The organism is Thermosynechococcus sp. OHK43 (genome assembly GCF_014466085.1).
Lineage (GTDB): Bacteria > Cyanobacteriota > Cyanobacteriia > Thermosynechococcales > Thermosynechococcaceae > Thermosynechococcus.
In genome coordinates, this window is the sequence record NZ_JACOMP010000262.1 from 1 (window position 1) to 16,806 (window position 16,806).

The window sequence follows — 16,806 nt, forward strand, 5'->3', positions numbered from 1 at the left end:
ATTGATGGATGAGCGCTTCTATCACCTTGACACATGTTTTTGTCCGCTGACCGATGGCTACTTACTTTACTATCCTCCCGCGTTTGATGCCTATTCCAACCGTCTCATTGAACTACGGGTACCGGCGGATAAACGAATTGCCGTTCAAGAGACTGATGCGGTTAACTTTGCCTGCAATGCCGTCAATATTGATCGCACGGTGATTCTCAACTGTGCCAGCCAAGAATTGAAGTCCGCCCTTGCCCAAAGGGGCTTTGAGGTGGTGGAGACGCCCCTAACGGAATTTCTTAAGGCAGGAGGTGCGGCTAAGTGTTTGACGTTGCGGGTGAGTGAACCGGTGCGTGAAGAACTCCATGCACCCGCCACCATTCCCAATCGGGTCGTTCATCTGGAGGGACACCTCCTCGACTCTGGTCTTATGAACCGTGTCCTTGACACAATTGTCGAAAATGGGGGCAGTTTCCAAGTCCTACAATTTAACCTTGGCGAGCAGCGGCAAAGTCCTTCCCAAGCGGATATTCGAGTCATGGCCCCCGATGCCGAGGTCATGGATGCGATCATGGCACAGTTGATCAGCCTCGGTGCGATTTTGCCGCCCTCGGAGGTCTGCGATGCGAACCTCGAAACCGTTACCCAAGCGGGGGTTGCCCCGGATGACTTCTATGTGACAACGATTTACCCCACAGAGGTGCGGGTTGGGGGCGAGTGGATTCGGGTTCAAAACCAACGCATGGATGGGGCGATTGTGGTGCGCTCAACCCCAGAAGGCACGGTGGCGGAGTGTCGCATTCTGCGGGATTTGCAGGTGGGCGATCGCGTCGTCGTGGGCGTCGAAGGCATCCGCACGGTTCGGAAAACGGAAAGCCAGCGCAACAACCAAGAGTTCACATTCATGGGATCAGGGGTCTCCAGTGAACGCCGCGTCGAACTGGTGGTGGAACAGATTGCTTGGGAACTGCGGCGCATCCGCGATCAGGGAGGCAAAGCAATTGTGGTGGCTGGGCCAGTGGTTATTCACACGGGTGGGGGTGAGCATTTAGCCAAGCTCATCCGTGAAGGCTATGTCCAAGGACTCCTCGGCGGCAACGCGATCGCTGTGCACGATATGGAGCAGGCCATCATGGGTACCTCCTTGGGGGTGGATATGCAGCGGGGTGTCCCTGTGCGGGGCGGTCACCGTCACCACCTGAAAGTGATCAATACCATTCGTCGCTGTGGCAGTATTGCCAACGCTGTGGCTCAGGGCATTCTCACCAGTGGCGTGATGTATGAGTGTGTCAAAAATAATGTGCCCTTTGTCCTGGCGGGGTCAATCCGCGATGATGGCCCCCTGCCCGATACCCTCATGGATTTAATTGTGGCGCAGCGGGAGTATGCTCGCCTAATTCGGGGCGCAAACATGATTTTGATGCTGGCGTCGATGCTGCACTCCATTGGGGTTGGCAATATGACCCCTGCTGGGGTGAAGTTAGTCTGTGTGGATATTAACCCAGCGGTCGTAACCAAACTGGCGGATCGGGGTTCTGTGGAATCCGTGGGGGTAGTCACGGATGTGGGACTGTTCCTCAGCCTGATGGTGCAGCAGTTGGAGCGGCTGCATCGCCCCTATACCCTTGCCTAGAAGGCCTGTAACCAATGCGGTAGGATCGAAAGGGCGATTTTTGTATTCGAGGTCAGCAGTGACAGTTCGTGTTCGTTTAGCGCCGAGTCCGACCGGAAATCTGCACATTGGGACTGCCCGTACCGCTGTATTCAACTGGCTCTATGCCCGCCACCGGGGAGGGAAGTTCATTCTGCGGATTGAGGATACCGATCGCGAGCGGTCTCGGCCTGAGTACACCGAGAATATCCTGGAGGGCTTGCAATGGCTGGGGCTGACCTGGGATGAAGGCCCCTATTTCCAGAGCGATCGCCTTGATCTGTACCGCCAAGCGATTCAAACCCTCTTGGACAAGGGACTAGCCTACTACTGCTACTGCACCCCCGAAGAACTGGACGCCCTGCGAGCCGAACAAAAAGCCAAGGGACAGGCACCTCGCTACGACAACCGTCACCGCCATTTGACCCCAGAGGAGCAAGCCGCCTTTGATGCAGCAGGACGAACCCCCGTAATTCGATTCAAAATTGAGGACGATCGCCAGATTGAGTGGCAGGACTTGGTGCGCGGTCGAGTCAGTTGGCAGGGGGCTGATCTCGGTGGCGATATGGTCATTGCACGGGCAGCGCCCCGGGGTGAAATTGGCTATCCCCTCTATAATTTGGTGGTTGTGGTGGATGACATTGCCATGGGCATTACCGATGTCATTCGCGGTGAAGATCACATTGGTAACACACCAAAACAAATTTTGCTCTACGAAGCCCTTGGAGCCACGCCCCCCAACTTTGCCCATACTCCCTTAATTCTCAACTCAGCAGGGCAAAAACTCTCAAAGCGGGATGGGGTTACCTCCATTTCTGACTTTCGGGCCATGGGGTATTTAGCCCCTGCTTTGGCCAACTACATGACGCTTTTGGGTTGGTCACCCCCCGAAGGGATGGGGGAACTCTTTACCCTTGATCTGGCGGCGAAGCACTTTAGTTTTGAGCGGATTAACAAAGCAGGCGCCCGCTTTGACTGGGACAAGCTCAATTGGCTCAATCGCCAGTACATTCAGCAACTAGAGCCAGAAGAATTTTTGGCGGAACTCATTCCCCTGTGGCAGGGGGCAGGCTATGCCTTTGATCAGGAGCGCGATCGCCCTTGGTTGTTTGACCTTGCCCAACTCCTGCAACCCGGGCTCAACACCCTTAAGGAGGCCATTGATCAAGGGGCCGTTTTCTTTATACCCAGCGTCACCTTTGATTCCGAAGCAATGGCCCAACTGGGCCAGCCCCAAAGTGCAACCATTTTGGCCGACCTACTAGAGCATTTACCCTCAGAGCCAACCCTCACTGTGGAGATGGGACAACAATTGATTCAACAGGCCACCAAAGCCGCAGGGGTGAAAAAGGGAGCAACAATGCGAACCCTACGGGCGGCCCTCACCGGTGCTGTCCATGGTCCTGATCTAATGGCCACATGGCAAATTCTCCACCAGCGGGGCTGGGATCAACCGCGACTTGCGGCCGCCCTCAAGCAGGCACAAAGGACTTCTTAGGGGTTTTCTTAGGGGTTGGGGGGGCGATCGAAGATTGTTTGGCTTAAATTAGCCCCACTCAAGTTGGCGCGATCGAGATCGGCTCCCTTCAGGTTTGCAGCCGTCAAATTCGCATCAATCATATTTGCCCCTTTCATGACCGCATTCTCCAGATTGGCACCGCTGAGGTTGGCATTGACAAGGTTGCTGAGGGTGAGGCGTGTTCCCACCAGTTGTGCTCCTGCCAAATTGGCATTGACCAAAATTGCTAGGTATAGACTGGCACGGTTCAAGTTTGCTCTTTCCAAATTGGCACCAAAGAGATTCGCACCCGCCAGATAGGCCCCCTCCAAATTGGCACCTGCTAAGTTCGCCTTAAACAAATTGGCATCCATTAGGTTCGCGCCCCGCAGATCACAGTTGGGACATTGGCGCGTTTGCAAAAGTTGTCGCACATGGGCAGGATTTTCAGCGTTGGCAACCGCTGGTACAACTAATGAAAAAAGAGCTAGGGAGAATACCCCTGCTCGTAGTTTCACTAAAAAATGGGGTTTTGTTAAGCCTTGCATTACTACTGTTAGTGACTGTTCTGATGACTTTTGCAATCCTCTATTCTAGATAAGGAGCTGCACAGACCGTTAAAACGCGGGCCAATCAAAGAGTCATCATAAGTAATCATAATCATTTTGCCAGCAGTGCCAGCGTTACCAAGAAACGCCACAAGCGGACATTGGTTCCTGTCTGGCGCTTAGCGCTCTCCTGCTAGGTGCACTCTACGGCATGAATCGACTGCTCTAGGTTGGCTTCCACAGCATCAATTTTGTCCTCCAACCCCTTGCGCTTTTCATCCATGAGGTTGAAAGCTCTGTTGTGGCGGCAATGGGAAGATCTAGCTTTTGATCAATGGCTTGGATAGTGGCGTGTGCATAGCCGGCATGTCGATTTATCCCTTCGATGACATCCAAGACTTGACTGAGTTCAAAGCGAGTCGCTGGCTCAGTCATAGCGGTTCGGTCATGGTATATCTCTCAATGATCTCCCAAGGCCATATCCCAGGGGGAGATGTAGCTTTTCCTCGGCTAGGCTGCTCGATGGCCCAGCTTCCCAAACGCCAATTTGGTGTTCAAGGGAGATTGTGACGCCCTGGGACTGTGAACGCAATTGTGCCTAACTTTGCAAGTAGCTTGGTACTAAGGGCAGGGCATCTTGGAAGAGGGGGGTGGTCAAGTAGCGTTCGCCAAAACTCGGCTGCACCATGACAATTAACTTACCGGCATTTTCAGGACGTTGAGCCACCTGAATGGCAGCACAAAGGGCAGCGCCACTGGAAATACCGGAGAGGAGGCCTTCTTCACGGGCTAAGCGGCGACCAAAATGGATGGCTTGATCGTCGGAGACAGGGATGACTTCATCAATGAGTTCTCGTTTGAGAACGGGGGGTACAAAGCCAGCACCAATGCCTTGAATTTTGTGGGGTCCCGGTTTGCCTCCTGAGAGAACGGGACTATTGCTGGGTTCGACGGCGATCGCCTGAAAGGTAGGCTTCTTTGCTTTGATCACTTCTGCTACCCCCGTAATCGTGCCCCCCGTACCAACGCCAGCCACCAAAATATCGACTTGGCCGTCCGTATCTTGCCAAATTTCGAGCGCAGTGGTTTCACGGTGAATCTTTGGATTGGCGGGATTTTTAAACTGTTGCAACATAAAAGCATCTTCAAGGGAGGCGGCAATCTCTTCAGCACGACGAATGGCGCCACTCATCCCCTCGGTGCCGGGGGTCAAATCCAGCTCTGCTCCATAGGCACGCAGCATGGCTCGGCGCTCTGCACTCATGGTTTCTGGCATGGTGAGAATCAGCCGATAGCCCTTTGCGGCTGCTACCATTGCCAAGGCAATCCCGGTATTTCCCGATGTCGGCTCCACCAAAACCGTTTTACCCGGGGTAATAAGACCCGCTGCTTCTGCTTCTTGAATCATACTTAGGCCAATGCGATCCTTCACCGAGGCCGCAGGATTCATGCTCTCTAGCTTGACGACAATTTCTGCAACGCAGCCCTCCGCTTGGGGAATGCGGTTCAGGCGTACGAGGGGCGTCCGACCAATGAGGGCAGTAATATCGGGGGCAATATTCATGGGGGTATCAATCTCCAATTCAAGGCAAAAAGGTTAGGAAAATCCGATGAATGCCAGTCCCAGCCTAGATGTAGTACATGACATCCACTTGCTGGTAGGCCTGCCGGCGATCGCACAAATCCTGAAGGGTGTGCTTTTTCAAGACATCATTGGCCGCTGCCCAGGCCTCAAGCCACACTGAGCGGATCAGGCTACGTTCTAGATCACCGTTGTCGGGCGGCTTTTGCGCCAGCTTGGACTCGATCCCCTCAATACAGTTGAGCACGTCTAAAATTGAGATTTGCCAAGGTGCTTTTGCCAGCAAGTAGCCACCCCGCGCACCCCGCTGACTGCGAATGAGACCCTTGCGGCGGAGGGTTGCCATCAGCTGCTCCAGGTAGCGATCGGGAATGTTGTGCATGGCAGCAATTTGGCGAATTTGTAGCGGCTCCGCCTGTTCATAGGCCGCTGACATTTCCAAGAGCGCCAAGAGGGCGTACTCACTTTTGGCAGACAGTTCCACAAGACATTTGGCCCACGCACGACACTGAGCAGATTGCCCAATCTATAGTATATCCTACTTCTTGATCGGGATTTAGGAGATTCTTAGGAATCTTCACCATAGCGCGGGTTGAAACCGCAAGAATTCACTGCATTGAGAAAACGCCCTTCAACAAGTTTATTTAAAAAATAGGTTAGATTTAAGAGAGGCTCTAGGTTGATGCCCAAGTCTGCTCGATGGTAAGAATTCTGGCCATTGAAACCAGTTGCGATGAAACGGCTGCTGCCGTAGTGCGCGATCGCGCCATCGAAAGTAATGTGATTGCCTCCCAAGTGCGTGCCCATCAACCCTTTGGCGGTGTGGTGCCGGAAGTGGCCTCCCGTGCCCATTTGGAAAACATCAATGCGGTCATCACAACAGCAATCAGTGAGGCCGGTTGCAATTGGTCTGCCATTGATGCCATTGCCGTCACCTGTGCCCCCGGATTGGTAGGGTCGCTGCTCATTGGGGTTACGGCCGCCAAAACCCTTGCCCTTGTGCACCAAAAACCTCTCTTGGGAATTCACCACCTTGAAGGCCACCTCTATGCCTCCTACTTAGCGGACCCAACCCTTGAACCACCATTTCTGTGCCTTTTGGTTTCTGGTGGGCATACCAGTCTCATTGGCGTTTATGGCTGTGGCGAGTACCAGCTTTTGGGGCAAACACGGGATGATGCAGCAGGTGAAGCCTACGATAAGGTGGCACGGCTAATGGGCTTGGGGTATCCGGGGGGACCAGTGCTCGATCGCTGGGCACAGCAGGGGAATCCAGAGGCTTTTGATCTACCAGAGGGAAATATCCGCCTTCCAGAGGGCAAGGTGCATCCCTACGATTCCAGTTTTAGTGGACTGAAAACCGCAGTGGCACGGCTGGTGGAGGAGCTACGTCAAACCCATACTGAGTTGCCGGTGGCTGACCTTGCGGCCAGTTTTCAGAAGGCTGTGGCACAGGCCTTGACCAAGCGGGCGATCGCGGCAGCGGTGGATCATGGCTTCAAAACCCTAGCCATTGGGGGAGGAGTCGCGGCAAATTCTGGCCTGCGACAACACCTCACTGCGGCTGCTGAACCCTTGGGACTACGGTTAATTTTTCCGCCCCTGCGGCTGTGTACTGATAATGCGGCAATGATTGGCTGTGCGGCGGTCGACCATTTCCAGCGGGGCGATCGCTCCCCCTTAGACTTAACGGCGCGTTCACGCCTCAGCTTGTTGGAGATTTCTGCCCTCTATGGACCCACGCCCTTGGCAGTGAGTTAAGTGCAATTGAGATTAAAAAGAACACCAGTTGACAAACAACAATACTCGGCCCAGAAGGCCAATTCATTCCTGCTGACACGAGCATGCCAACAATGGCACTGCCCACCCCCACTAGGGCTGCCAAAACCACGTACTGCGAAAATTGCCGACTCCAAAGGCGGGCACCACAGGCGGGAATGACGACAAAGGCACTGATCAGGAGGACTCCTACTGTTTTAATGGAGACTGCCACCACCAAGGCTAATAGGGTAATAAAGAGCAAACGCTGCGTTCTCACTGCCGCCCCCTGGGCCACTGCCAAGGCCTCATTCACCGTGATTAACAATTGCACCCGTAACGTGAGCAGGATGAAAATGCCAACAAGGGTGCAGAGTGTTCCACTCATCACCAGATCGGCTGGGCGCACCGCCAAAATATCGCCAAACAGTAGGTTATTCACCCCCCCTTGGTAGCGATCGCTCAAACTGAGCAGCACCACCGCTAGCGCCAACGATCCTGAATAGAGGATATTTAAGAGGGCATCGGTCCACAGCCGGGCATGCTCAAGCAAATAGGTGACGCCGAGGGCAAAAACCACCGCAAAGGGCAGCAACATCACCGACGGATTCAGCCCCAGAATAATCCCTAGACTAATTCCCAGGAGCGCCGAATGCCCCAAAGCATCACTAAAAAAGGACAGCTGCCGCAGGATGGTAAAGCTACCGAGGGCACCCGCCATCCCTCCCGTAAAGATCCCTGCCCACAGTGCTCGCTGCATAAAGGGCAACTGCAACAGTTCAATCATGCGTTCCAACACCATAGGGACTTCTAGTTGGAGCCTGCCAAACAGTAATAGAAGAATAATATGCTATTGAACGAGGTGGTTGTGAGGATGGGGTTACGTGTATCGTCTGCTGGCGCCTGCCAAAATTAATCTCTTTTTACAAATTATTGGCAACTGTTTGGATGGTAGTGGTTACCACGAGCTGGTAATGGTCATGCAGGCGGTTTCCCTTATGGATCGCATTGAACTCATCCCTCGGCGCGATCGCGAGATTAAGGTTCATTGCACAAACCCCGCTGTTCCCTGCGATCAACGCAATCTCGCCTATAAAGCCGCGGCATTGCTCCAGCAGCATTTTCCCGATCGCGATGGTGTTGAAATTTTCATTGAAAAACGGATTCCTCTGGGGGCGGGCTTGGCGGGCGGGTCAACCAATGCAGCAGCAGTACTCGTGGGCCTAGATCTGCTGTGGCAGTTGGGGCTTACGCAAGCGGAATTGCAAACCTTGGCAGCGCAATTGGGGGCCGATGTTCCCTTTTGTCTGCAGGGGGGTACCGCCTTGGCTTTAGGGCGCGGTGAACAGTTGACGCCCCTGGCGGATTTACAGGGATTAACTGTGATTCTAGGGAAGTATCGCTCCCTGAGTGTGGCTACCCCTTGGGCCTATCAAACCTATCGGCAGGAATTTGCCGCCACCTATGCCCAAACCCCCAGTGAGCAGGAAAAAGCCCGCCAAGAGGGGGGATCCGCAATCCTGTTACAGGCCATTCAGCAGTGTGATATCGCCCAGTTGGCCGCCAACCTCCGTAATGATTTAGAGAAAGTTGTGTTGCCCCGCTATCCCTTGGTGGCAGAGTTAAAGGAGCAATTCCTTGCTACGGGCGCGATCGCCAGCATGATGTCGGGGTCCGGGCCAACGGTTTTTGCCCTAGCGCCCTCTGCCGATGAGGGCTACAGAATCATGCAGCGGGTACGGCGCGCCCTCCCAGACCCCGACCTGGACCTATGGGTATGTGAGTGCTGTCCCCACGGCATTCAGTTGGAGACGTCCTAGGCAAACTCCTCCAGATAGTCTTGAATTGCCTGCCGCCGTTGGGGTTGCCGCAATTTTTGCAGGGCGCGGTGCTCAATTTGGCGAATCCGCTCCCGACTCAGTCCCAGCAGTACCGCAATTTCCGCCATCTCAAGGGCAGGCTGTTCCCCTAGGCCATAACGCAGTTCCATCACTTGGCGCTCACGGGGGGATAGATCCCTCAGCAGTTGCTTCAAAGTGGTACGTAGGGATTCGCGCATGATCACCTCATCGGGGGTAGGGGCAGTGGATTCAATCAACTCCTGCAATTCTGTTTCTTGGTCGGCACCAACCCGCTGTTCTAAGGCCACGGATTTGGGAACGGCCATCAGCACCTCCCGTACCTGCGACACCTCAAGATTCAGTTCTTGGGCAATGTCTGCCAGACTGGGCATCCCTCCCTGTTGAGCTGCAAGACGCCGTTGGGCACGCTTAATTTTATTGAGCTTTTCCACCATGTGAATGGGTAGGCGGATTGTACGGCTTTGGCTAGCAACGGCACGGGTGATACTTTGGCGAATCCACCAATAGGCATAGGTGCTAAAGCGAAATCCCTTGGTCGGATCAAATTTTTCAACGGCACGTTCTAGACCCAAACTCCCCTCTTGGATCAAATCTAAAAATTCCACGCCGCGATGTTGATATTTTTTGGCAATATTCACAACCAAGCGCAGGTTGGCTTGCAGCAGTTGGGTTTTTGCCCGCTGTCCTTGACGCTCAATGTGCTGAAGTTCAGTTAGCGTAATATTCGCTGCCTTTGCCCAAGCTTGACGCCCCGCCTGCACACAGGCTTGCAATTCAGCCACACTCATCTTGAGTCGCGCAGCCCATTGGGCACGGCTTAGGGGACGCCCCAACTGCCGCTGCAGGCGATCGCGCTCCGTAATAGCCACTACATAGCGTTTGATCTGGGGATCATCGGCCTGCTCTCGCACTGCGAGCAGGGCTTGGTACTGCTGAACCTGTTGGGCAAGGCGCAGTTCTTGGCTAGGGGTGAGCAAGGGCACACGGCCAATTTCCTGCAAATACTGCCGCACTAAATCCGTTGTCAATGGACGGTCGGACAAGGGTTGAATGGGGAGAGCCACCATAGAACAACTCAACTACAGCATCGAGAATTCAGCTCGATAGTGGTATTCTCTGTTCTTGGCGAAGGAGGCGGCAGTGATGCATCCGGTGCTGAGGTTGTGATATCGATCAACCTATATCGATGAACCTATTGTGTACTTTCTGATGAACCGGTCATGAGCTTTGTGCCTGAAGACGGCTGCTCCTTGAGAATCGTGGTATCAATCACGTAGGGCAAACGGGCCGCTTTGAGACCGCGCTTGATTACGGCGAGGGTGTCTTGAAAGAGAACAAAGAGGGGAAATTGACGATTAGCGCCCTCACTAAAGACATCCCGATGCGGCAAGGGCATATCCCAGCTATAACTACGACTGAGGAGCACTTGGGATTGGCGCCAGCGGGTCAGCAGTTCTGTAAAGCTTTCCCCCGGCCGATGAATAAAGACCAGCAGTTCAATGTCAGTTTTCACTTTCCACTCGGGATCGCACATGACAAAGACCAAATCACAGGGCACTATCACCGACTTCACCTGGGGACGTTGGTTGGTCGTTGTGGCCGCAGGAATCTGAATATGGGCGATCGGAAGCGGAATTGGAATTAAACTTTCTTGAGGTCGCCGCATACTGGGAATCATTTCGAGGTACGGGCGATATTGCCGCAAAAGTTCTGTCGCATGCAGCGGATCCGTGTAACGAACCAAGGTGTGCTCGTAGAGGTTGGGGGCGATCGCCATAGCAGAAATAGCTTGCAACTATTGCTATCCTAGGCGAGGTCACTGCCCCTCAACAAGGCAACAGAGCTTTAACTCAGCCCTTGCTGTGCTAATTGCTCTAGCTGCGGCAAATTGAGAATTTGTAGTTGTTGCTTGGCAGCCTCAATTTTGATCCAGTTTTTCGCCACCATTTTATCCAGCAGTTGCTGTGCCTCATCAGGGCTAATGTTGGCTACATCCGCTAAATCCTTGATGGGCACATTGAAAATGACAGCGGTGTTGGCATTACCCCCCAGCGGTTGACCATAGCGCCGCGCCAAATTCACCAAGACATGGGCAAGTTTGACGGCAGGCGGTTTGTGCAGCAGTTCAATGCGCGCATTGGTCAGGCGTAGTCGTTGTGCCATCAATTGCAGCATCCGATAGTGTAGGTCTGGGTCGTGGCGCAGGAGATGGACAAATTTTTGCGCCGGCACCGACAGAACTTCCGCGGCACACAGCGCCACCACATCCGTTGAGCGGGGAGACTGGTCAAGAATCGCCATTTCGCCAAAAAAATCCCCTGGCCCCAGAATCGCCAGCGTCAGGAAATCTCCATTGGCCAGCAGGTGTCGCACCTTTACCCAGCCTGAAAGGATAAAGTAAACCGCGTTGCCCCATGCATCTTCAATGAGAATGGCACGCCCTGCCGGGTAGGTGTTATGCCAGGCCACTGAGAGCATCGAGGAAAGCGCCTCTTGGGAACTGGCACCAAAAAGCGGAAAGAGTTGACTAAAGTTTTCTATCTCAATACCTGACATAACGACCTGAGTTTGAATTTCCCAAGGTAAAAGGTTCTCCTCTCCGATCCTAGAATACGCGATCGCCCCCAGCTGCGCTTAAGGGTTACCTTATTAGCCCCAGAGGATTCCCCCAAGTATCGGTAACCTGTTCAAGAAGGGACATCTTAAATTTTCGCCCCAGCGTTAATCCCACAGCTAAGACTAGGCACCGATGACGTATTTGCGCCACTCCTGGTGAGTACCCGTGCGCACGTGTTTTGTTACCTCAAAGTACAAACTACTAATGGGGCGGCGGGGTGTTTGCCGTAGGGGCATATTCGCTTCTTTGGGGGTGCGATTCCCTTTTTTGACGTTACAGCGAACACAGGCAGTCACAATATTTTCCCACGTTTCACCGCCACCGCGCGACTTAGGAATAACATGATCAAGGGTCAATTCATCACCAGTGTAGCCACAGTACTGGCAGGAGTGACCATCTCGATGCAAGATATTACGGCGGGTGAGGGGAATTTCTTTGTAGGGAGTAACGACGTAATGCCGCAGGCGAATAACGGTCGGCAAGGGGAAATTGTTGTAAACCATCTTGCCATTGTGCTCGACTTGTTCTGCCTTGCCCTTGATTAAAAGGACAACTGCTCGCTGCCAACTCGTAATATTGAGTGGTTCATAGGAGGCATTGAGTACCAGAACCTTCGCCATATCCGTTGACACGCGGCATTCTCTCAAATGCTAGCATATTCGCAGCATATTTTTTATTCTTGAAGTAACACCGGAGAAGATTTTTGGCGTTCCCACCCTTCCCTAAAATCGTGATAGGCTGTCAGAAGCCTCTTATTCACTACTTGCATTTTCAATGGCCACTGGGTCTCTGGCAGCACTGCTGCAACCGGATTTAATTCTTGAAACCACAATTGAACAGTTGCACCCCACTCTGTTGGCAAAATATCACCTGCGAGGCATGGTGCTGGATGTAGATGATACGCTCCTTCCCACGTGGGAGGTCAATCTGCCGCCAAAAATTCTGGCGTGGCTCCTGGAGATCAAGCATCAAATGCCAATCTGGTTAGTGAGCAATAACTTGAACCACCGCCGCATTGAACGTATTGCCCAGCAGGTGGAGTTACCCTTTTTGGCGGGGGCGGGTAAGCCCTCTCGGCGTAAGATTTGTCAGGCCGTGGAAGCCATGAATTTACCTTACCATCAGGTGGCCATGGTGGGCGATCGCCTGTTTACGGATATTCTTGCGGGCAATCGCTTGGGGATGTTCACGATTTTGGTGCAACCCTTTTTTGTCAAGCCCCTTGATGCTAAATCCTGGATACGCAATGTGGAGTTTTGGCTAGCACGACAGTTGGGAACGCCGCTGGCGATCGCGCCCCCTGCTAAGAATTAGCCTTTTGCTGTAAATAATTCACCAGTGCCCGCAGCCCCAAAAGATAACTGTCGGCACCAAAGCCAGCAATTTGACCGATCGCCACCGGGGCAATGTAGGAATGATGGCGAAATGCTTCCCGTTGATGAATGTTACTCAGGTGAACCTCAACGGTTGGTAGGGCAACCGCAGCAATTGCATCTCGCAAAGCAACGCTGGTGTGGGTATAGGCTGCGGGGTTAATTAAGATGCCTTGGGCACGTCCCCTAGCCCCCTGAATAGCATCTACTAAGACCCCTTCATGATTGGACTGCAGGCACGCAATAGTTACCCCTAACTCCTGGGCCAAGGCTTCCAAGGATTGGTTGATGCTCGCGAGTGTTACAGTCCCATAGATTCCCGGCTCCCGCTGCCCTAACAGGTTCAAGTTGGGGCCATGAAGCACCAGAATATGAAAGGTCAAGCTTCACCTAACCGTTCAGGCGACTCAATTCTGTTTAGGGCCGTTGCTTTACTGGCGATCGCGCACGGGAATCGGAATCGGCTCCAGCTCGGGGGTAGGTTCGGCGCCCCCTAGAAGTTCCAATAGTTTTTTTAACCACGATTTGAGGGTGTCAAGCAGGCTCTCTAGATAATCCATTGATATCCCTACTGTATCGCTATAGGATTTGCAGATGCCTTGCCTCCTGAATAAAGACAAAAAAGCATCGTAATTTTAAGCTAGCACAATCCTTTTGAATCGGCACCCGATCAATTTGAGACTGCTAAGACTTCTGGAAGCCAAGGCCATGGCTAGCGGCATAGCGATCCATAAAGCGAATAAAGCGATCCCACTCCTGGGGGCTGCGCATGGTGTAGGTGGCCTCAATGGCAACGGGCTGGCCGTTAATGAACTTAGCATTGACATCACGGGTCACAATTTCCCCTTCTTCGTCCACCATGTACATCCCGGTGATCTCCAGATTACCCTCTTGGACGACTTTGGGATTGTCGAAGTAAAAGATGGCCTGACCACTGCTGCCATCCCGTGCCCGCGTCAAACGCACATTGGGAACGACTTCTTCATCAACGCCACGGATAAATTGAATTTCTGCCATTGCATCAACACTTCAAGCAATACTTCTAGGATACCTGTAGCGGGGACAGCTCAAACCAACAAATCGCGCCGCAGGCTGTAAATCACCCATTCGGGTTGCTCCAGATGGGGCAAGACCCCTGCTTCGGGGATCACTCGAAACGGTTGCAGGCGATCGCGGGCGGTGGCGTAGAGTCGCTCACCAAGGGAGAGGGGCGTGAGCTTTGCCTTTTCTCCCCAGAGAATTACGGTGGGGATGGTTAACTGGGGTAAATACTGACTGAGATCAAAGGAGAGATTTCCCTTCAGGGTAGCCAGAGCTGCCCATTCGGCATTGGGACGACAGGCGGCATCCAGGTAGGCTTCAACGGTTTCCGAGCGCAGCCGTTGGGAATCAGCAAAAATAAATTGGGTGAGGAAGTTGCGCACCGCCAAGGGGTTAGCGGCAGCAAGGGTGTAAATAAGGCGATCAAGGATTGGTACACCCAGGAGGGCATTGGCGATCGCCTGTCCTTGATTTTCGCCAAAGTCATTGAACCCACTGGGGCAGACCAGACACAAACACTTAAAGAGATGGGGTTGCTGAATCGCCAACCGCACAACAATCCCTGCCGTCAAGGAGGAGGCGACAACGGTAACGGGCGTTCCCAGCATTCGCAGCAGTTCCGCAATCATTAACCAGTAGTCGCTGCTGGTGTAGTCGCGGGCAGGATGGTCGGATTCCCCCCAACCAATGAGATCCGGGGCAATGACGCGGTAATGGGGTGCAAAGGCAGGATACACCTGGGACCATTCATAGTGGCTAGAGCCACCCCCCAAGCTGTGGAGAAAGACAAGGGGAGGTCGCGATGGCACTGGCCCCCAGTAGCGATCGCTGGGGGTGTAATAGACCATACGGCCCATTGCTGTGGTGAGGCTCTGCTGGACAAAGGTAGGTGGACAAAAAGCCATGCTACTTCAAGGGACGGATGAGGTAACCGCAACGATGTTCACCATCCACCAGCCAATGGGTGCGCTCGACAGCACAATCCCCTAGGGCGATCGCAAACATCTCTAACTCATGATGACAGACTGTGGGAAAAGATTGAGCAACGGCGGAAATCGCACAATTGTACTCCGTAAACAAATAGGCACCTGTAGGCTCACTCACGGGGTAAAACTCTGCCATATAACCTTCCTGTTGCCGCAGTGCCACCAGCCGCGCCAAGCGTTCCGCCAAGGTGCCGCTCCCCATTTGCTCGCGATAGGCCAGTGCCTTGCGTTGCCAAGCTGCCTGCAATACATCCTGCATCTGCTCTGGACCAAGGGTTGCTGCTACGGATTCCAAGAGTTCAAGGGCAAAACCCTTGGGATGAGTGGACTGTTGGCGCAGTTGCAGTTGCCGCAGTTCTTCCCGTCCCGCCTCGCTAATCGTGTAACGGTATTGGGGACGTCCCACCGTACCCGACAGGACTTCATAGGTCACCAGTTGCTCCGCCTCTAAATCCTTGAGATGCCGGCGCACCGCCTGCGGACTAATTGCCAGTTGAGCCGCCAACTCCTGAGCACTGAGGTGACCGTCGCGGAGAAGGCAGTGTAAGATGTCCTGTTTAGTATCCGATGTGAGCGTCACGCAACGCCCCCTTGACTAAAACAACCGTTTTGTTGCTAAATTAGTCCTAGAGATAAAGCAACCACCTCGTTGCTTAATATACTCTAAGTTTTGACCATTCCTTCACCCAAGAGAACACTCGATGTCGGCAACGGTACAATCCCTCGTCAATCAGCCCTATAAATACGGCTTTGTTACCCCAATTGAGACGGAAACCATTCCCAAGGGTCTCAACGAGGACATTATTCGCCTCATCTCCGCCAAGAAAAACGAGCCAGAGTTCATGCTGGAGTTTCGCCTGCGTGCCTATCGCCAATGGCTGAAGATGAGCGAGCCCAGATGGCCACGGGTGAGCTATCCCCCCATCAACTATCAAGACATTGTCTATTACTCAGCGCCAAAACAGAAGGAAAAGCTAAAAAGCTTGGATGAAGTAGATCCTGTCCTGCTGGAAACCTTTGAAAAACTGGGGATTCCCCTTTCAGAGCAAAAGCGGCTCACCAATGTGGCCGTAGATGCCATTTTCGATAGCGTGTCAGTAGCCACCACGTTCCGCGAGGAGCTGGCCAAGCAGGGGATCATTTTCTGCTCCATTTCTGAAGCCCTCCAGGAATATCCCGAGTTGGTGCAGAAATACTTAGGCAGTGTTGTTCCCATTGGCGATAACTTCTATGCTGCCTTAAACTCCGCCGTTTTTTCCGATGGCTCCTTCGTCTATATTCCCAAGAATACCCGCTGTCCAATGGAGCTATCCACCTATTTCCGCATCAATAACGGTGAGTCAGGTCAGTTTGAGCGCACGCTGATCATTGCCGATGCGGGGAGCTATGTGAGCTATCTTGAGGGTTGTACTGCTCCCATGTTTGACACCAATCAACTCCACGCGGCAGTGGTGGAGCTGGTGGCTCTGGACAATGCCGAAATCAAATACTCCACTGTGCAAAACTGGTATGCCGGCGATGAAAATGGCAAGGGGGGCATTTACAACTTTGTAACAAAACGGGGACTCTGCCTTGGCCGCAATTCCAAGATCTCCTGGACACAGGTGGAGACGGGTTCCGCCATTACTTGGAAATACCCCAGTTGTGTCTTGGTGGGGGATAACTCCGTGGGTGAATTTTACTCGGTGGCCCTCACCAATCACTACCAGCAGGCGGACACGGGCACGAAGATGATCCACATTGGGAAAAATACCCGCAGCAGGATTGTCTCCAAGGGCATTTCGGCAGGACACTCCCAAAATAGCTATCGCGGCCTCGTGAAAATTGGCCCCAAGGCCACAGGGGCACGCAACTACTCCCAATGCGATTCGCTGCTCATTGGGGATACCGCAGCCGCCAATA

The 16,806-nt window shown here is 53.3% G+C and carries 19 protein-coding genes; 6 read left to right on the forward strand and 13 right to left on the reverse strand.

All coding sequences use genetic code 11. From position 1 onward, the window contains the following. On the forward strand, window positions 1-1,621 hold a 1,621-nt coding region (locus H8Q75_RS11295), incomplete at its 5' end, for a TIGR00300 family protein (protein WP_297041797.1). 58 nt (window positions 1,622-1,679) lie between these two features. Then, a complete protein-coding gene (gltX, locus tag H8Q75_RS11300; protein ID WP_024125394.1) occupies window positions 1,680-3,137 on the forward strand; it encodes a glutamate--tRNA ligase in 1,458 nt (485 codons plus the stop codon). An 8-nt stretch (window positions 3,138-3,145) separates the two neighbouring features. On the opposite strand, the gene H8Q75_RS11305 is transcribed toward gltX, so the two are convergent. From H8Q75_RS11305 to H8Q75_RS11315, 3 genes are all read right to left on the reverse strand, one after another. Then, window positions 3,146-3,685, reverse strand: coding sequence for a pentapeptide repeat-containing protein (locus H8Q75_RS11305; RefSeq protein WP_297041798.1), 540 nt, complete (start codon window positions 3,683-3,685; stop codon window positions 3,146-3,148). 598 nt (window positions 3,686-4,283) lie between these two features. Continuing rightward, a complete protein-coding gene (cysK, locus tag H8Q75_RS11310) occupies window positions 4,284-5,249 on the reverse strand; it encodes a cysteine synthase A (protein WP_024125392.1) in 966 nt (321 codons plus the stop codon). 64 nt (window positions 5,250-5,313) lie between these two features. Further along, window positions 5,314-5,751, reverse strand: coding sequence for an Rrf2 family transcriptional regulator (locus tag H8Q75_RS11315; RefSeq protein WP_024125391.1), 438 nt, complete (start codon window positions 5,749-5,751; stop codon window positions 5,314-5,316). A gap of 215 nt (window positions 5,752-5,966) precedes the next feature. Here H8Q75_RS11315 and tsaD point away from each other — a divergent pair, with 215 nt between their 5' ends. Then, window positions 5,967-7,028 (forward strand): tRNA (adenosine(37)-N6)-threonylcarbamoyltransferase complex transferase subunit TsaD, encoded by a 1,062-nt coding sequence (gene tsaD / locus H8Q75_RS11320; RefSeq protein WP_297041801.1) that lies wholly within the window; start codon window positions 5,967-5,969, stop codon window positions 7,026-7,028. Here tsaD and H8Q75_RS11325 read toward each other — a convergent pair. Continuing rightward, complete coding sequence (locus tag H8Q75_RS11325; protein WP_297041803.1) at window positions 6,973-7,827, reverse strand: metal ABC transporter permease; 855 nt, start codon at window positions 7,825-7,827, stop codon at window positions 6,973-6,975. The genes tsaD and H8Q75_RS11325 overlap by 56 nt on opposite strands. Before the next feature lie 82 nt (window positions 7,828-7,909). Here H8Q75_RS11325 and ispE point away from each other — a divergent pair, with 82 nt between their 5' ends. Beyond that, complete coding sequence (gene ispE, locus H8Q75_RS11330) at window positions 7,910-8,845, forward strand: 4-(cytidine 5'-diphospho)-2-C-methyl-D-erythritol kinase (RefSeq protein ID WP_297041806.1); 936 nt, start codon at window positions 7,910-7,912, stop codon at window positions 8,843-8,845. Here ispE and H8Q75_RS11335 read toward each other — a convergent pair. The 4 genes from H8Q75_RS11335 to H8Q75_RS11350 form a co-directional block, all read right to left on the reverse strand. Continuing rightward, entirely contained in the window at window positions 8,842-9,954 is a 1,113-nt protein-coding gene (locus H8Q75_RS11335) for an RNA polymerase sigma factor, RpoD/SigA family (protein WP_024125387.1), read from the reverse strand. The two genes, ispE and H8Q75_RS11335, sit on opposite strands and share 4 nt — an antisense overlap. A gap of 125 nt (window positions 9,955-10,079) precedes the next feature. Continuing rightward, window positions 10,080-10,682, reverse strand: a complete 603-nt coding sequence (locus tag H8Q75_RS11340; protein WP_024125386.1) for a hypothetical protein — start codon at window positions 10,680-10,682, stop codon at window positions 10,080-10,082. Between the two features lie 50 nt (window positions 10,683-10,732). Further along, complete coding sequence (locus H8Q75_RS11345; RefSeq protein ID WP_024125385.1) at window positions 10,733-11,443, reverse strand: Crp/Fnr family transcriptional regulator; 711 nt, start codon at window positions 11,441-11,443, stop codon at window positions 10,733-10,735. Window positions 11,444-11,626: 183 nt separating this feature from the next. Further along, window positions 11,627-12,124: an HNH endonuclease gene (locus tag H8Q75_RS11350; protein WP_011056347.1), complete on the reverse strand. Its 498-nt coding sequence runs from the start codon at window positions 12,122-12,124 to the stop codon at window positions 11,627-11,629. 154 nt (window positions 12,125-12,278) lie between these two features. Between H8Q75_RS11350 and H8Q75_RS11355 the strand changes: the two genes are divergently transcribed. Next, window positions 12,279-12,818, forward strand: coding sequence for a YqeG family HAD IIIA-type phosphatase (locus H8Q75_RS11355; RefSeq protein ID WP_297041810.1), 540 nt, complete (start codon window positions 12,279-12,281; stop codon window positions 12,816-12,818). On the opposite strand, the gene aroQ is transcribed toward H8Q75_RS11355, so the two are convergent. The 5 genes from aroQ to sufR all read right to left on the reverse strand — a co-directional run bounded on the left by aroQ (window position 12,808) and on the right by sufR (window position 15,484). Beyond that, complete coding sequence (gene aroQ, locus H8Q75_RS11360) at window positions 12,808-13,260, reverse strand: type II 3-dehydroquinate dehydratase (RefSeq protein ID WP_024125382.1); 453 nt, start codon at window positions 13,258-13,260, stop codon at window positions 12,808-12,810. The two genes, H8Q75_RS11355 and aroQ, sit on opposite strands and share 11 nt — an antisense overlap. A 48-nt stretch (window positions 13,261-13,308) precedes the next feature. Next, window positions 13,309-13,437 (reverse strand): hypothetical protein, encoded by a 129-nt coding sequence (locus H8Q75_RS11365; protein WP_024125381.1) that lies wholly within the window; start codon window positions 13,435-13,437, stop codon window positions 13,309-13,311. A 124-nt stretch (window positions 13,438-13,561) separates the two neighbouring features. Next, on the reverse strand, window positions 13,562-13,894 hold the full coding sequence (gene psb28, locus H8Q75_RS11370) for a photosystem II reaction center protein Psb28 (protein WP_024125380.1): 333 nt from the start codon (window positions 13,892-13,894) through the stop codon (window positions 13,562-13,564). Between the two features lie 50 nt (window positions 13,895-13,944). Then, window positions 13,945-14,823 carry an alpha/beta hydrolase gene (locus tag H8Q75_RS11375; RefSeq protein ID WP_024125379.1) on the reverse strand — a complete coding sequence of 293 codons (879 nt, stop codon included), beginning with the start codon at window positions 14,821-14,823 and terminating at the stop codon, window positions 13,945-13,947. 1 nt (window position 14,824) lies between these two features. Beyond that, window positions 14,825-15,484 (reverse strand): iron-sulfur cluster biosynthesis transcriptional regulator SufR, encoded by a 660-nt coding sequence (gene sufR, locus H8Q75_RS11380; protein WP_024125378.1) that lies wholly within the window; start codon window positions 15,482-15,484, stop codon window positions 14,825-14,827. Between the two features lie 121 nt (window positions 15,485-15,605). Here sufR and sufB point away from each other — a divergent pair. Then, a partial coding sequence (sufB, locus tag H8Q75_RS11385) for a Fe-S cluster assembly protein SufB (protein ID WP_297041813.1) occupies window positions 15,606-16,806 on the forward strand: 1,201 nt, incomplete at its 3' end.